At 65.9% G+C, this 14,008-nt stretch carries 11 protein-coding genes; 6 read left to right on the top strand and 5 right to left on the bottom strand.

Going from position 1 to position 14,008, the window contains the following annotated elements; translation table 11 throughout:
- Nucleotide 1 precedes the first annotated feature (1 nt).
- The 4 genes from moaC to queC all read right to left on the bottom strand — a co-directional run bounded on the left by moaC (nt 2) and on the right by queC (nt 3,754).
- Complete coding sequence (gene moaC, locus AC5IJH_RS14655) at nt 2-463, bottom strand: cyclic pyranopterin monophosphate synthase MoaC (protein WP_491903573.1); 462 nt, start codon at nt 461-463, stop codon at nt 2-4.
- Nucleotides 464-493: 30 nt separating this feature from the next.
- Nucleotides 494-1,735 carry a molybdopterin molybdotransferase MoeA gene (locus AC5IJH_RS14650; protein WP_491903572.1) on the bottom strand — a complete coding sequence of 414 codons (1,242 nt, stop codon included), beginning with the start codon at nt 1,733-1,735 and terminating at the stop codon, nt 494-496.
- A 145-nt stretch (nt 1,736-1,880) separates the two neighbouring features.
- Nucleotides 1,881-2,969: a carboxypeptidase-like regulatory domain-containing protein gene (locus AC5IJH_RS14645; RefSeq protein ID WP_491903571.1), complete on the bottom strand. Its 1,089-nt coding sequence runs from the start codon at nt 2,967-2,969 to the stop codon at nt 1,881-1,883.
- An 11-nt stretch (nt 2,970-2,980) separates the two neighbouring features.
- Nucleotides 2,981-3,754: a 7-cyano-7-deazaguanine synthase QueC gene (gene queC, locus AC5IJH_RS14640; protein WP_491903570.1), complete on the bottom strand. Its 774-nt coding sequence runs from the start codon at nt 3,752-3,754 to the stop codon at nt 2,981-2,983.
- Between the two features lie 80 nt (nt 3,755-3,834).
- Here queC and trmFO point away from each other — a divergent pair, with 80 nt between their 5' ends.
- Both trmFO and AC5IJH_RS14630 read left to right on the top strand, forming a co-directional pair.
- Nucleotides 3,835-5,175, top strand: a complete 1,341-nt coding sequence (gene trmFO / locus AC5IJH_RS14635; RefSeq protein WP_491903569.1) for a methylenetetrahydrofolate--tRNA-(uracil(54)-C(5))-methyltransferase (FADH(2)-oxidizing) TrmFO — start codon at nt 3,835-3,837, stop codon at nt 5,173-5,175.
- A gap of 119 nt (nt 5,176-5,294) precedes the next feature.
- Nucleotides 5,295-8,507, top strand: a complete 3,213-nt coding sequence (locus AC5IJH_RS14630; RefSeq protein WP_491903568.1) for a beta strand repeat-containing protein — start codon at nt 5,295-5,297, stop codon at nt 8,505-8,507.
- Between the two features lie 81 nt (nt 8,508-8,588).
- Here the strand turns inward: AC5IJH_RS14630 and der are convergent, their stop codons facing one another.
- On the bottom strand, nt 8,589-10,508 hold the full coding sequence (gene der / locus AC5IJH_RS14625; protein ID WP_491903567.1) for a ribosome biogenesis GTPase Der: 1,920 nt from the start codon (nt 10,506-10,508) through the stop codon (nt 8,589-8,591).
- Nucleotides 10,509-10,603: 95 nt separating this feature from the next.
- Here der and yoaA point away from each other — a divergent pair, with 95 nt between their 5' ends.
- From yoaA to AC5IJH_RS14605, 4 genes are all read left to right on the top strand, one after another.
- Nucleotides 10,604-12,601 (top strand): DNA repair helicase YoaA, encoded by a 1,998-nt coding sequence (gene yoaA / locus AC5IJH_RS14620; protein WP_491903566.1) that lies wholly within the window; start codon nt 10,604-10,606, stop codon nt 12,599-12,601.
- A gap of 28 nt (nt 12,602-12,629) precedes the next feature.
- Complete coding sequence (locus AC5IJH_RS14615; protein WP_491903565.1) at nt 12,630-12,878, top strand: hypothetical protein; 249 nt, start codon at nt 12,630-12,632, stop codon at nt 12,876-12,878.
- Between the two features lie 61 nt (nt 12,879-12,939).
- The gene (queD, locus tag AC5IJH_RS14610; RefSeq protein ID WP_491903564.1) at nt 12,940-13,326 is read left to right on the top strand and encodes a 6-carboxytetrahydropterin synthase QueD; all 387 of its coding nucleotides are present in this window, start codon (nt 12,940-12,942) and stop codon (nt 13,324-13,326) included.
- Between the two features lie 10 nt (nt 13,327-13,336).
- Nucleotides 13,337-14,008 (top strand): radical SAM protein (locus AC5IJH_RS14605; protein ID WP_491903563.1); only part of this gene is annotated, 672 nt, incomplete at its 3' end.

Here is a 14,008-nt window from a genome sequence, read left to right as displayed (position 1 = left end):
CCTATCGCGTGTAGTCGCCGCTCTTGCCGCCGGATTTGTGTTCGAGGCGGATGTGCTCGATGGTGATGGATTTGTCGAGCGCCTTGCACATGTCGTAGACGGTGAGGGCGGCGACGGAGGCAGCGGTGAGGGCTTCCATCTCGACGCCGGTACCGGCGGTAGTCGCCGTGGTGGCGCGGATGGTGATGCCGCCTTCTGTCACCGTGGCGGTGACGTCGATGTGAGTGAGCGCCAGAGGGTGGCACATGGGGATGAGATCGGCGGTGCGCTTGGCGGCCTGGATGCCGGCGAAGCGCGCGACCTCGAGCGGATTGCCCTTGGGGTTCTGCGGCAGGGCGGCGAGCACGGCGGGGGAGAGCGCCACGAAGGCGGAGGCGGTGGCTTCGCGGCGAGTGGCGGCCTTGCTGCTGACGTCGACCATGCTGGCGCGGCCGGTCTCGTCGTAGTGGGAGAGCGGGGTCATGCGGCTAGTGTAGCGGGGAGCTGACCGCCGTTACCCGAGCAGCACCTGAACGGTGCTGCCGGCCTGGTAGTCGATGTCTGGCGCGAGGACGACGAAGCAGTTGGAGCGGGCGGTGGCGGCGAGGTCGCCGGAGCCTTGCCAGGCGATGCGCTGGACGGTGGCGTGGTCCCAGTCGGCCGCGAGGTGCGCGGGCAGGAAGCGTGTGATCTTTGCGGCGGCTTCGTCGTGGGCGAGGGTGGCCTGGGCGAAGCGGGGCGCGCGTTGTTGCTCGCCGGCCAGCGCCCGCAGCAGCGGCGCGGCGAAGAGCAGAAACGTCACCATGGTGGATACAGGATTGCCGGGCAGCCCGAAGAAGGGCAGCGCCATGGAGCGGGCACTGTGCGCGGGCAGCTCGCCGAAGACGGCGGGCTTGCCGGGCTGGATGCGGACGCCGGTGAAGTGGAAGCGAGCGCCGCGGGCGGCGAGCGCCTGCTCGACGAGGTCGTACTGACCAGCGGAGACGCCGCCCGACAGCAGCAGCAGGTCGCACTGGAGCGCCTCCTCGAGGCGGGTGTCGAGCGAGGCGAGATCGTCGCGGGCGATGGGGAGCCGTTGCGGCTCGCCGCCAGCGAGCGCGACCTGCGCGGCGAGTGTGTAGCTGTTTGAGTTACGAATCTGGTGGGGCAGGGGCGAGTCGGTGAGCTCGACGAGCTCATCGCCGGTGGCGAGGATGGCGACGCGGGGGCGGCGCGTGACTTCAACGGTGGCCGCGCCGGCAGCGGCGAGCACGGCGAGGTGGGGCGCGGCGAGCCGAATGCCTGCGGGGACAAGGACATCGCCGCTGCGCGCCTCGGCGCCGGTGGGAACGATGTTGCTGCCGGGGCGGAGCGAGTGAGCAGGGCTCGGCGGTGGCGCGAGGCGCATGGCGTCGTCGCGGCGCTCGATGTGCTCGAGCATGACGACAGCATCGGCACCGGGTGGCACGGGCGCACCGGTCATGATGGCGAGGGTGCTGGCCTGGGGCAGCGGATCGGCAGTGGCGGGCTGGCCGGCGCGCAGCTCACCGATGACGGGCAGCCACGCTCCGCTGGTGAGAGCCGCCGCCTGCACGGCATAGCCGTCGCGCGTGGAGCGGTCGAAGGGTGGGTGATCGCGATCCGCACTGACCGGCACAGCGAGGACGCGGCCGACTGCTTCGGGCAGCGCGAGGCGCTCGGTGCGCGGAGCGGGCGCGAGGCGGTTGGCTTCGCTGAGGATCAGTGCAGCAGCTTCGGGATAGGTGAGCAGCGACATGGGCTCTTTGATTGTGCGCCGAGCCGGAGCACTCTGCAGAGTCACGAATTGCAGAGACACGGATTGCAGAGACACCAAGGGCGCCCCGGTCGGAGGCGCCCTTTGGTGGGGTGACTTGCGGAGTAGCTACTTCTTTGCCGAATAACTACTTCTTTGCGGAGTAGCTTTTGGACTGCTTGGTGCCGATCTGCTCGAGCACGCCCTTGGCGTCGTTGGAGAAGGGACCGCTGGGGTCGAGCTCGAGGTACTTCTGGTAGGCCTCTTCGCAGCCTGGGGGCGCGACGATCTTGCCGGTCTTCTGATCAACGCTGGCCTTGCCGATGAGCGCCTGTCCCTTCAGGTAGTAGGGGATGGGCTTCTTCGGATCGGCGGCGATGGCCTTGTCGGCCGCGGCGACGACGGCATCGGGCTGACCGCCGGACTTGGCGAGCACGATGGCCTCGTTCGAATAGAACATCGAGGCGCTGGCGGGCTGAGCCTTGGCGGCGGCGTCATACGCGGCAGCCGCATCGGAGGGCTTCTGGGTGTAGCCGTAGGCCTCGCCGAGGGCGTTGTTGGCCGCGCCCGCAACCTCGGGGCTCTGCTTCTTGGAGGCGGCATCGGTCTCGATGGCCTTCTTGGCCGAGGTAATGGCGTCGTCGTACTTCTTGAGGCCGTTCTGCGCGATGGCCAGTTCGAGCCAGAGCACGGCGGCGTCGGGCTTCGCGGTGGCGTCGCGCTGCATCAGGGTAGCGGCTTCGTCGAACTTCTTGTCCTTGATGTCCTGGCGGGCGGTGGCGAGGTCGGCGTTGAGGTTCTTGACCTGCGAGTTTTCCTTGAGGATGGCGGCGTTCTTGCCCTTCGCGTCCTCGATGGCCTTCTGCTGCTCGGGCGAGAGCTTCTTGATGTAGTCGGGGCGGGAGAGATCGAAGTCCTGCGCGACATTCTGGCCGGCGTCGATCTTGACCTGCTCAAAGCGATCGACCGGCTTCAGGTTCTGGTCCTGCGGGCTCTTGGTGAAGAGGGTGATGACGTAGGTGCCGGGCTCGATGTTCTCGCCCTTGTAGTCGCCGTTCTGATCGGCGGTGAAGGTGTACTTGGCGTTCTTGCCGTCGGTGGAGACCTGCACCTGGGCGTTGGCCATGGGTGTGCCGGCGGGGTCCTGCACATGGCCGTGAATGGAGCCGGTGGGCTGCTGCGCCAGTGCGGCGAGGGGCGTCATCAGGGCAGCCGCGAGCCAAAGTTGATTCTTCATAGGGTTTCTCCTCACTTGCTTGTGTTCGATTCCTGGCGGGACGCGTTGGCCGTATGTTTCCAGTCCGTGGCGTAGGGGATGGGATCATCCACTCCCGCTTCTGCAAAGGCGCGCAGGCGGAGGATGCAGCTCTCACAGGTGCCGCAGGCGGCCCGGGTGCCCGAATAGCAGGACCACGTTACATGGAAGGGTGCGGCGAGTTCAAGGCCGCGGCGGACGATCTCGTGCTTGCGCAAGGAGATAAGCGGCGTCTCGATGCGGATGTTGCCGTCACGCGTGCCGGTGCGGATGACCTGCTGAAACGCCTCGTAATACGCGGGGCGGCAGTCGGGGTAGCCGGAGCTGTCCTGCTCGACCGCACCGATGTAGATGGCCTCCGCGCCGAGGACCTCGGCCCAACTGACGGCGGCGGCGAGGAAGTGCGCGTTGCGAAAGGGCACGTACGTGACCGGGATGCTGGCGCCGATGACGTCGTCCTTCGGCGCATCGGGCACGTCGATGGTGGTGTCGGTGAGCGCGGAGCCGCCGATGATGCGGAAGATGTCGACGGTGAGCGGCAGGAAAGTGACGAGCCCGAGCTCTTTCGCGATGGCGCGCGCGCTTTCGAGCTCACGCTGTTCAGTGCGCTGGCCGTAACTGAAGTGGAGCGCGTAGGTCTCGTGCTCGCGAGCGGCGATGGCGGCGCAGACGGCCGAGTCCATGCCGCCGGAGAGACAGACGACGGCGCGGGACTTCTGCGGACTCGAGCTGGAGCGATCGGGACCGGCGGTGGAGTGAGGCGTCATGTCCATTCGACTCAGATGCGCGGAGCCTGCCGAAGGCAGCGCTGAAATCGCCCGGAGGGCTGCTTCCTATAATGAGGGAGATGAAGAAGATACGTGTGATTGGTGGCGGGCTGGCAGGGCCGGAGGCGGCGTTGACGGCGGCGGCGCAGGGTGCCGAGGTGGTGCTGTACGAGATGCGGCCGGTGCGGCAGACGCCGGCGCACCAGACGGCGGACTTTGGTGAGCTGGTGTGCTCGAACTCGTTGAAATCCGAGAGCGAGTCGACCGCGCCGTGGCTGCTGAAGCAGGAGATGCGGCGCGCCGGGTCGGTGCTGCTGCGGCTGGCGGATGCGACGGCAGTGCCGGCCGGGCATGCGCTGGCGGTCGACCGGGAGGCCTTCTCGGCGCAGATCGGTGAGGCGATTGCGCGCGAGCCGCGGATCACCGTGGTGCGCGAAGAGGTGACGAGCCTGGAGGGGTTCGGTGGGCTGACGATCCTGGCGAGCGGACCGCTGACCTCGCCTGCGTTGTCGGACGAGATCGCGCGCGTGGCCGGGCGAGAGCACCTGGCGTTCTATGACTCGATCTCGCCGATTGTGGATGCGGACACGATCGACCGCGACAAGGTGTACATGGCGGCGCGCTGGGACAAGGGCACGGCGGACTACATCAACTGCCCGATGAACAAGGAGGAGTACGACCGCTTCTACGACGCGCTCGTCTCGGCGGAGGACGTCGAGGAGAAGGAGTGGGAGAAGCTGAAGTACTTCGAGGCGTGCCTGCCGATCGAGGAGCTGGCGCGGCGCGGGCGTGACACGCTGCGCTTTGGGCCGATGAAGCCGGTGGGGCTGCGCGACCCGCGGACGGGGAAGACACCGTGGGCGGTAGTGCAGTTGCGTTGCGAGAATCTGCGGGCAGACTCCTACAACCTGGTCGGGTTTCAGAATCACCTGAAGTACGGCGAGCAGGCGCGCGTGCTGCGGCTGATCCCGGGGCTCGAACAAGCGCGCTTCCTGCGCTATGGGCAGATCCACCGCAACACCTACATCCAGGCGCCGCAGTTGCTGGATGAGACGCTGGCATTGCGGGAGCGGCGGGACATCCTGTTTGCGGGGCAGCTCTCGGGAGTGGAGGGCTACACGGAGTCGATCGCGACCGGACTGCTGGCCGGGCTGTACGCGGCGCGCATGGTGCAGGGGCTGGCTGCGGTGCCGGTGCCGCGGGGAACGGCGCTGGGCTCGCTGGTGCACTACATCACGCATGCGGAGGCGAAGCAGTTCCAACCGGCGAATATCACGTTCGACCTGCTGGAGCCGCTCGATGAGGAGACGCGGCGGCGGGTGCGGGACAAGAAAGAGCGGCACCGGATGGTGTGTGAGCGCGCGCTGGCGCTGTTCGATGCGTGGTGGGCGGCACAGGGCTCAGCGGCTGTTGCTGTTTAGGCGCTCCCACAAAAGTGGGAAGCGTTTCGCTACGACGGGTCATATAGGGAAAGAATCGCGAGCGCTACGATGACGCATTGACGGGCAGCCTGTTTGAGCGCGCCCGCGCCTGGAGTGGTATGCGTCGCGCGAGTCTCCTGCTGTCGGTTCTGTGTCTGCCGTTGCTTCTCCTCCTCCACGGTTGCGGAGGCACGACGATCGGCACCTACGGGCTCACATCGAGCGCCTCGTCGCTGGTGATCACGCAGGGCACGACTGGCACGATCACGATCTCGCTGACGACGGCGAACAAGTACGGCGGCACGGTTTCGATCACGGAGCAGGGGCTGCCTGCCGGAGTGACGGTGACGCCGGCGACGGCAACACTGCAGGCTGGCGGCAGCACGACGCTGACGGTAAGTGCAAGCAGCACAGCGACCGTCGGCACGATCCAGGTCCTGGTGAAGGGTTCCTCGGCGGACGGGCAGTCCGCGAGCGCGACGATTGCGCTGACCGTGAATGCGCCGGCGGCGCCTCCGGTTGCGCCACAGATCAGCCTGACCGCAAGCCCGACCAGCATTACGCTCGCGGCTGGAAGCTTTGCGCAGGTGACCCTGACGGGCACGGCGACTTCCAGCGTGAACGGCGACATCGCGGTCACAATCAGCGGCCTGCCCGCTGGCGTGACGGCGAGCCCGGCCACGCTGTCACTGGCTGCCGGAACGCCCGCGACGGTGACGTTGATCGCGGACGCGACCGCGGCCGGGACGACGGCTCCGGCGACGGTGACCTTTGCCGGGACGGCGGGGGATGTGAGCGCCTCCGCAAATGTGATGTTGAACGTGACTGCGACCGCGCCCCCGCCGCCGGTGGCGAACAACCAGGATTTCAGTCTGCAGGTGACGCCCTCGGCGTTGACCCTGGCGCCGGGCGCGAGCGCGCAGGTGGCCGTGAACAGCACGGCGATCAACGGCTTCTTCGCGCCGATCACGATTACGGTGAGCGGGCTGCCGACGGGTGTGACCGCGAGCCCGTCCACGCTGACCATTGCTCCCGGTGTGCCGCAGGCGGTGACGCTGACGGCCGATGCGAGTGCGCCGAACACGAGTGAGCCGAAGGCAGCGACATTTACCGGCGTGTCGGGAACGCTGACGCACACGACCACTGTCGCGGTGACGGTTACCGCGGTGGCCGACTTCAGCCTGAGCGTGACGCCGCCCGCGGTGAGCGTGGCGCAGGGGGCGCAGAGCGATGCAGTGCAGATCGCGGTAGCGAGCCTGCACGGGTTGACGGGGAACGTCAGCATTGCGGTGAGCGGATTGCCCGCGGGTCTGACGGCGACGCCGACCACGAGCATGCTGCAACTGGATAATCGGGAGCCGATGGCCTTTACGGCGGACGACACGGCTGCGATCGGGACGGCAAACGTCACCATTACGGCAACATCAGGAAGCCTGGTGCATACGGCGGTTGTGGCAGTGACGGTGACTGCGCCGCCGCCGACCGATGTGACGCTGACGCTCTCGTCCTCGACGGTCACGGTTCCACAGAATGGCTTTGGCCTGATCACGGTGACGGCGAACGCTCCGGGTCCGGTGAAGATCACGCTGAGGGGCCTGCCGAGTGAGGTGACGGCCAGTCCGGCGACCCTGTCGCTGGCGCCGGGGGCCTCGCAGGTGGTCGTGCTGACGGCGAGCGCGGCAGCAACGATTAGCGATGCGACGGTTACGTTTATCGGGCAGGACTTCTCTCTGTTCGGGACGGCGGATCTCGACGTGCAGGTGGTGACTGCGCCGAGCTATCCGGACGATGTGCCGACGTGGCACTACGACGCGCAGCGGACCGGGTTGAGGATTGACGAGAGCGTGCTGACGCCGACCTCCGTGACGGCGAGCGGCTTTGGGCGCCTGAACTCGTGGGCGGCGGATGGGCCGGTGGATGCGCAGCCGCTTTATGCAGCCAACGTCACGATCGCAGCGCAGGGACACAACGTGCTCTACGTGGTGACCGAGAACGACTCGGTGTATGCGCTTGATGCGAACACTGGCACAACGTTGTGGCAGAGCTCGGCCCTAGGTGCGAATGAGACGGCGAGCGACGATCGCGGCTGCAGCGAGATCACGCCCAACATCGGCATCACGGCGACCCCGGTGATCGATCGCAACTACCCCTCGAACGGCGCGATCTTCTTCGTGGCGCTGAGCAAGGAAGCGAGCGGCGCCTACCACCAGCGGTTGCATGCGCTGGACCTGACAAATGGAGCGGAACTGCCGGGCAGCCCGGTCGAGATCACGGCGACGTATCCGGGCAGCGGAGTGAGCAGCGACGGGACGACGAATACGTTCGATGGATCGAAGTATGTGGAGCGGGCGGCACTGCTGCTGAGCAACAGTACGCTGTACCTGAGCTGGTCGACGACCTGCCAGCAGAACACGCCGTCCTCCAGCAGCTGGGTGATGGCGTACAGCGAGCCGACGTTGCAGCAGCAGTCGGTGCTGAACCTGACACCGAACGGCAATGGCGGCGCCATCTCGATGAGCGCAGCCGGACCTGCGGCGGACCTGGGCGGCAATATCTATCTCGCAACCGGTCCAGGCACGTTTGACACGACCCTGATCACGGACGGCTACAGCCGGCCAGTGAATGGCGATTACGGCAATGCATTCCTGAAGCTCGAGAACGACAGCACAGGGCTGACCGCGTTCGACTACTTTGCGCCGCTCGACGGGATTCCGGGGAGCGCGAAATATGGCGACGAGGGAACCGGCGGTGTGGTGGTCATTCCGGACATCCTGGTCGACCCGGTCAAGCAGATTTACAACTCGCTGGTGGTCGGAGCAGGGCGAGACGGCAACATCTACGAGTTGGATCGTTCCGGCCAGAACATGGGCGAGTACAACGGAGCGTCAGACCGCAACTTCCAGACGATTCCGAGTGCACTGCCGAGTGGGGCAACGGCCACGCCGGCGTACTTCGGTGGATTCATCTATTACGGCGGCATCGGCGACGTGGTGAAGTCGTTCGATGTGACGAACCGGCAGGTGACCTCAGCGACCGATAAGTCGACGTTGACGCTCGGCAGCTCGGGCGCGACGCCGGTGATCACGGCGAACGGCACGAGCGGGGCGATCCTGTGGGTGCTCGACACAGGCGCCAGCGGCGGCCCGGTGCTGCACGCCTTCGACGCCACACGCCTCGGGACGGAGTTTTACAACAGCACACAGGCAAAGACGAACGGCATATCGCGCGATGCGGTGCACACGACCGACAAGTATGCGGTGCCGGTGGTGGCGAACGGGCATGTGTACATCGGGACCAAGAGTGGCGTGGACGTGTTCGGCGCCATTCAATAACAAGGGAACTTCACAAGGAAAAGGGGCAGCCTGTGCGGCTGCCCCTTTTCTCGCTGGTGAATGGATCGTCCTCGATCCTGATCAGCCGGAGCGGCGCGCGTTGCGCGCGCGCACTTTGAACCAGATAGGGGAGCCGGCGAAGCCGAAGGCGTCACGGATCTGGTTCTGGAGGAAGCGCTCGTAGGAGAAGTGCAGCCGCACCTGCCGGTCGGTGAAGAGCACGAAGGTGGGGGGCGCGACGGCGGCCTGCGTCATGTAGTAGATGCGGATCTTCTTGGCTGCCGGCACGGTGGCGCGCTGGAAGTCGACGCGCTCCAGAAAGCGGTTCATCTGGCCGGTGGAGACGCGCTTGCGGCGCTCGGCCGCGACGAGGTCGATGGCCTCGAAGAGCCGGTGCAGGTTGGTGCGGTGCGCGGCGGAGAGGAAGACGATCGGCGCGTAGTCGAGGTACTTGAGGACGCGACGGACCTGCTCTTCGAAGATGTTGCGATCCGCTGGCGGCTTGCCATCGGTGCGCGCGGTGGTGACCAGATCCCACTTGTTGACGACGATGACGACGGAGCGGCCGCTCTCGTGCGCGTAGCCGCCGATGGTGGCGTCGGTGGAGGTGACGCCCTCGGTGGCGTCGATGATGAGCAGCGCGACGTCGGCGGCTTCGAGGTGGCGGCGCGCCATGATGACGGAGAGCTTCTCAGCCATTTCGTTGGTCTTGCCCTTGCGCCGAATGCCAGCGGTGTCGATGAAGCGGAACTGGTGGCCATCGCGCTCGACCACCTCGTCGACGGCATCGCGCGTGGTGCCGGCGATGGGCGAGACGATGGCCCGCGATGAATTTGTCAGCGCGTTGAGCAGCGTGGACTTGCCGACGTTGGGGCGGCCGATGATCGCGATCGAGGTCTCTCGCTGCTGATAGGCGCCGTGGGTGCGGTGCAACGAGGCGGCGTCTTCTTCACCGCCGGCGATGTCGTCGCCCTCATCAACGGAATCTGTGTCTGTGTCTGTGTCTGTCTCTGCGTCTGTGTCGAGGACCTCTTCCGGAAATTGCAGTACGGCGAAGACGGCCTCGAGCAGATCGCCGATGCCGCTGCCGTGCTCGGCAGAGATGGCGAAGAGCTGCTGCATGCCGAGCTGGCGGAAGTTCTCGGCCTGCGCTTCGAGCTGCGGGCCGTCGATCTTGTTGACGGCGAGAAAGACGGGTTTGCCGGAGCGGATGAGCAGGCGCGCGAGCTCGATGTCGGAGGAGGCGAGTTCGGTACGGCCGTCGACGACCATGACGATGGCCTGCGCTTCGTCGAGCGCCGTGCGTGCCTGGCGGAAGATTTCGGACGGGATGAGGTCTGGATCGTCGGGGACGATGCCGCCGGTGTCGACCAGGCGCGCGGTCTGCCCAGCCCACTCGACATCGCCGTAGATGCGGTCGCGCGTGATGCCGGGCTCGTCACCGACGATGGAGCGGCGGCTGCCGGTGAGGCGGTTGAAGAGCGTGGACTTGCCGACGTTGGGGCGGCCGCAGATGGCGAAGACAGGCAGCGCAGTGCCGTGCGACTGGCGGGCGAAGAGGTCGCGTGCTGGGCTGCGGAGGTGTTCGTCGATGCGCTGTTCGCGCCGGAGCTCTTCCTTCGCGGCGGTTGCGTCGATGTCCGCGGCCGAGGGCTGAATGCGGCGTGCAGCGGCCCGCGCGGCTTCGCGCTGGCCGGGGCTCATGCTCTTGCGTTCCGCGGCGCGCGCCCCGTCGGCAGGCCGGGCTCCGTTCGGGCTCGCCGTCCGCGGCGCTGCACTCTTCGGCGTCTCGCTTTTCTTTCCGGCTTTCTTTGGGGCTGTGGCCTTGGCGGGCTTGGCGCCTGCGGCGCCCTCGCCGGCGCGGCGGGAGCGTGAATTGTGCTCGGTGTCGCGCTGGCGCTTGCTTTCCAGGCGCTTGGCCGTGGCCTGCTTGCGATGCTTGTTGCGGGCGGAGCGCTCACGCGTGGCCTGCTGCTTCTGAGACTTCTTCGATGGCGACACGTGTGCCTCTTTCCGAACGGTGTCCCTCTATTATAGGAAGACGGGGGCTGCGCAGCCTTTGTGACGTTCGTGCGCAGTGCTCTGTCCTGACCGCAGTGTCCTCCCAATCGCCCATCGCGCCTGCCGTGCCCAAGGTGTATGACTTCTTTGCGCCCGGGGGGGTGCTGGCTCGTTCGAGCCTGCCGTATGAGTTTCGTCGCGGGCAGTTGGAGATGGCGCAGGCCATCGAACGCGCGTTGACAACGCATCACCATCTGATCGTCGAAGCGGGCACGGGCACGGGGAAGACGCTGGCCTACCTGCTGCCGGCGCTGCGTACCGGGCAGCGAGTGATCATCTCGACCGGCACGAAGAACCTGCAGGAGCAGCTTTACTTCAAGGACGTGCCGTTTCTGGAGTCACTGCTGGGGCCGCTGCGTGTGTGTTACATGAAGGGGCGCGCGAACTATCTGTGCCGGCACAAGCTGTATTCGCTGCGCGATCAGCCGATCCTGAGCGGGCTTGAGGAGATCGATCAGTTCTACAAGATCGCCGCGTGGGAGAAGACGACGACGACGGGCGATCGCGTGGAGATTGACGGGCTGCCGGAGTCGAGCGCGCTGTGGCAGAAGCTGGATGCGCGCACCGAGCACTGCCTGGGGCAGAGCTGCCCGGACTGGGAGCGCTGCTTCATCACGGAGATGCGGCGTAAGGCGCTTGAGAGCGACATCGTGATCGTGAATCATCACCTGTTCTTCGCGGACCTGGCGATCAAGCTGCAGGCGCGCACGGCGCCGGATGCTGGCATTCTGCCGGACGCCGCGGTGGTGATCTTCGACGAGGCGCATGAGCTTGAAGACGTGGCGTCGAACTACTTCGGCGTGGGGCTCAGCAATGTGCGGTTCGAAGAGCTGGCGCGTGACATCGAGACGATGCTGCGGACGAAGATCACCCTCGGGACGGGCGTGCTTTCGGCCAGCCAGACGGTGCGCGAGCGGGGCCGGCTCTTCTTCGGCGCGCTGCCGCAGGAGTTCGACGGACGCATCGTGTTCTCGCAGCGGCAGGAGTTTCTAGAGAGCTTCGGAGATCTTTACCTCGGGTTGCTGAACGGGCTGCATCGGCTGGAGGGAGAGCTGGAGCAGGTGCGCGGCGTGGATGAGGCGCCGGGATTGCGCAAGCGCGCTGGCGATATTCGCGAGCACCTGAAGTTCCTGATGGAGACCGAGGACAAGAACACGGTGTTCTGGCTGGAACGGCGCGCGTCCGGACCATTGCGCGGCGGGGTGCGCAACACGCATCTGCAGGCCACGCCGATCGACGTTTCGGGGCTGATGCAGGAGTTGCTGTTTGAGAGCTTCTCGTCCGTGGTGCTGACATCGGCGACGCTGACGGTGGGCGGCGGATTTGAGCATATCCGCAGGCGGCTGGGCATGACGGAGACGAAAGAGCTGGTGGTGCCCTCGCACTTTCGCTACCCGGAGCAGGCGCTGCTATACCTGCCGCCGGAGATGCCAGATCCGCGCGAGCCGGGGTTCGCGGTTGCGGCGGCGAAGCAGATGCGGCGCATGCTCGAGATCACGCGGGGGCGCGCCTTTTGCCTGTTCACGAGCTATGCGCAGATGCGCGACCAGTATGAGCGGCTGCTAATGGAGCTCGACTTTCCGCTGCTGCTGCAGGGCACGGCACCGAAGAAGGCGCTACTGGAGGAGTTTCGCGCAACGCCCAATGCTGTGCTGTTCGGGACGTCTTCGTTCTGGCAGGGCGTGGATGTGCAGGGCGAGTCGCTGAGCTGCGTCATCGTGGACCGTCTGCCGTTCGCGGTGCCGAGCGATCCGATTGTTTCAGCCCGGATGCGTGCGATCGAGGGCGAGGGTCGCAGCGCCTTCTTCGAGTACCAGGTGCCGCAGGCAGTGATCACGCTGAAGCAGGGGTTTGGGCGGCTGATCCGCTCGCTGGAGGATCGCGGGGTGCTGATGCTGCTCGACCCGCGGCTTCAGCGGCAGCGGTATGGGCGCGTGTTTCTCGAGAGCCTGCCGCCATATCGCGTGACGAAGGACATTGCCGAGGTGGAAGCCTTCTTTGCGTCGGATGGCAAGCTGAAACCGCGGCCGTGAGAGCGCTGCTAGCATCGGGAGTATCGCGATGTCGCGCAACTTGTACATCCTGGCTGCCACACTGCTGCTGTTTTCGATCGTCTCCTGCGCCATGCTGGGCACGGCGAGCGCGACTCAGCCAGACCTGCCGGGCAATGGCTCGCTGTGGAAGACGACGGGGCTGTTTCTCTTTCTGGGCGCGGTGGCGGCGGCTCTGGGTGGCGTACTGCTGGCGATGTTTGAGCAGGTGGAACGGCGCAACCAGGAGCGCGAGCGCCGTGAGGGCCGACGCCGTTAGCGCGGCTCGCTAGAATAGAAGCAGGGCCCATCGCAGGTCTCGCTCGCAAAGGACACAGCATATGTACGAAGTTACGGTAGAGGCCGGGTTTTCCTCCGGACACTACTTGCGCAACTATCGCGGCAAGTGTGAGAACCCGCACGGCCACAACTACAAGGTGAAGGTGACGCTGCGCGGCCGGGAGCTGGACGTGGCCGGGCTGCTGCTCGATTTCAAGCTGCTGAAGCAGGTGATGCGGCCGGTGATCGACCGCCTTGACCACCAAATGATTAACGATCTGGAGCCGTTCACCGTGATCAATCCGTCGGCGGAGAATCTGTCGCGGTACTTCTTCGACGAGACCAATCGCCAGCTCGCCGAGATGACCAGCGGACGTGTGCACGTGAAGGATTGCACGATCTACGAGACGGATACGACGACTGCGACGTATTACGAGTCGTTGGACTAGGTAACAGGCCGTGTATCTGATCGAAACCTACAAATCCGTGCAGGGTGAGTCGAGCTTCGCCGGGCTGCCGTGTATCTTTGTGCGGCTGGCTGGCTGCAACCTGCGCTGCTCCTGGTGTGACTCCGAGTACACGTTCAAGGGCGGGTACAAACAGTCGCTCGAAGAGGTGGAAGCGACGGTGGCGTCGCTTGCGCCGGTGCGGCTGATCGAGTTCACCGGCGGCGAGCCGATGCTGCAGGAGCGGGAGCTGATTCCGCTGATGGAGCGGCTGCTGGCCGCCGGCTACACGCTGATGATTGAGACGAGCGGGGAGCGCCCCCTGGCGGCGGTGCCGCCGGCGGTGCACAAGATCGTCGATGTGAAATGCCCAGGCTCGGGCGAGGGCGGAAGCTTTCGGCTGGAGAACCTGGACGCGCTGACCCTGCGCGATGAGGTGAAGTTCGTCATTCGTGATCGCATCGATTACGAGTTCGCCCGCGACTTCATCTACGAGCATGGACTGGCGGAGAGGGTGGGGTCGGTGCTGCTGTCGCCGGCGTTCCAGAAGCTACCTGTGCCACAGCGCACGGCCGACAACTGCGAGCTGGATCCGCGGCTGCTGGTCGAATGGATGCTGGAGGACGGCGTGCCAGGGCGGCTGAGCCTGCAGATCCACAAGTTCATCTGGGAGCCACAAAAAAAA

The organism is Candidatus Dedyshia acidiphila (genome assembly GCF_051025295.1).
Classification (GTDB): Bacteria; Acidobacteriota; Terriglobia; order Terriglobales; family Acidobacteriaceae; genus KBS-83.
The sequence above is the reverse complement of the archived record's forward strand: the minus strand, read 5'-3'. Positions and strand labels throughout refer to the sequence as shown.

Excerpts from the sequence above, each read along its gene's own strand:
- moaC (WP_491903573.1), bottom strand. The coding sequence starts at position 463 with ATGACCCCGCTCTCCCACTACGACGAGACCGGCCGCGCCAGCATGGTC.
- queD (WP_491903564.1), top strand. The coding sequence starts at position 12,940 with ATGTACGAAGTTACGGTAGAGGCCGGGTTTTCCTCCGGACACTACTTG.
- AC5IJH_RS14650 (WP_491903572.1), bottom strand. The coding sequence starts at position 1,735 with ATGTCGCTGCTCACCTATCCCGAAGCTGCTGCACTGATCCTCAGCGAA.
- AC5IJH_RS14645 (WP_491903571.1), bottom strand. The coding sequence starts at position 2,969 with ATGAAGAATCAACTTTGGCTCGCGGCTGCCCTGATGACGCCCCTCGCC.
- trmFO (WP_491903569.1), top strand. The coding sequence starts at position 3,835 with ATGAAGAAGATACGTGTGATTGGTGGCGGGCTGGCAGGGCCGGAGGCG.
- queC (WP_491903570.1), bottom strand. The coding sequence starts at position 3,754 with ATGACGCCTCACTCCACCGCCGGTCCCGATCGCTCCAGCTCGAGTCCG.
- AC5IJH_RS14630 (WP_491903568.1), top strand. The coding sequence starts at position 5,295 with ATGCGTCGCGCGAGTCTCCTGCTGTCGGTTCTGTGTCTGCCGTTGCTT.
- AC5IJH_RS14615 (WP_491903565.1), top strand. The coding sequence starts at position 12,630 with ATGTCGCGCAACTTGTACATCCTGGCTGCCACACTGCTGCTGTTTTCG.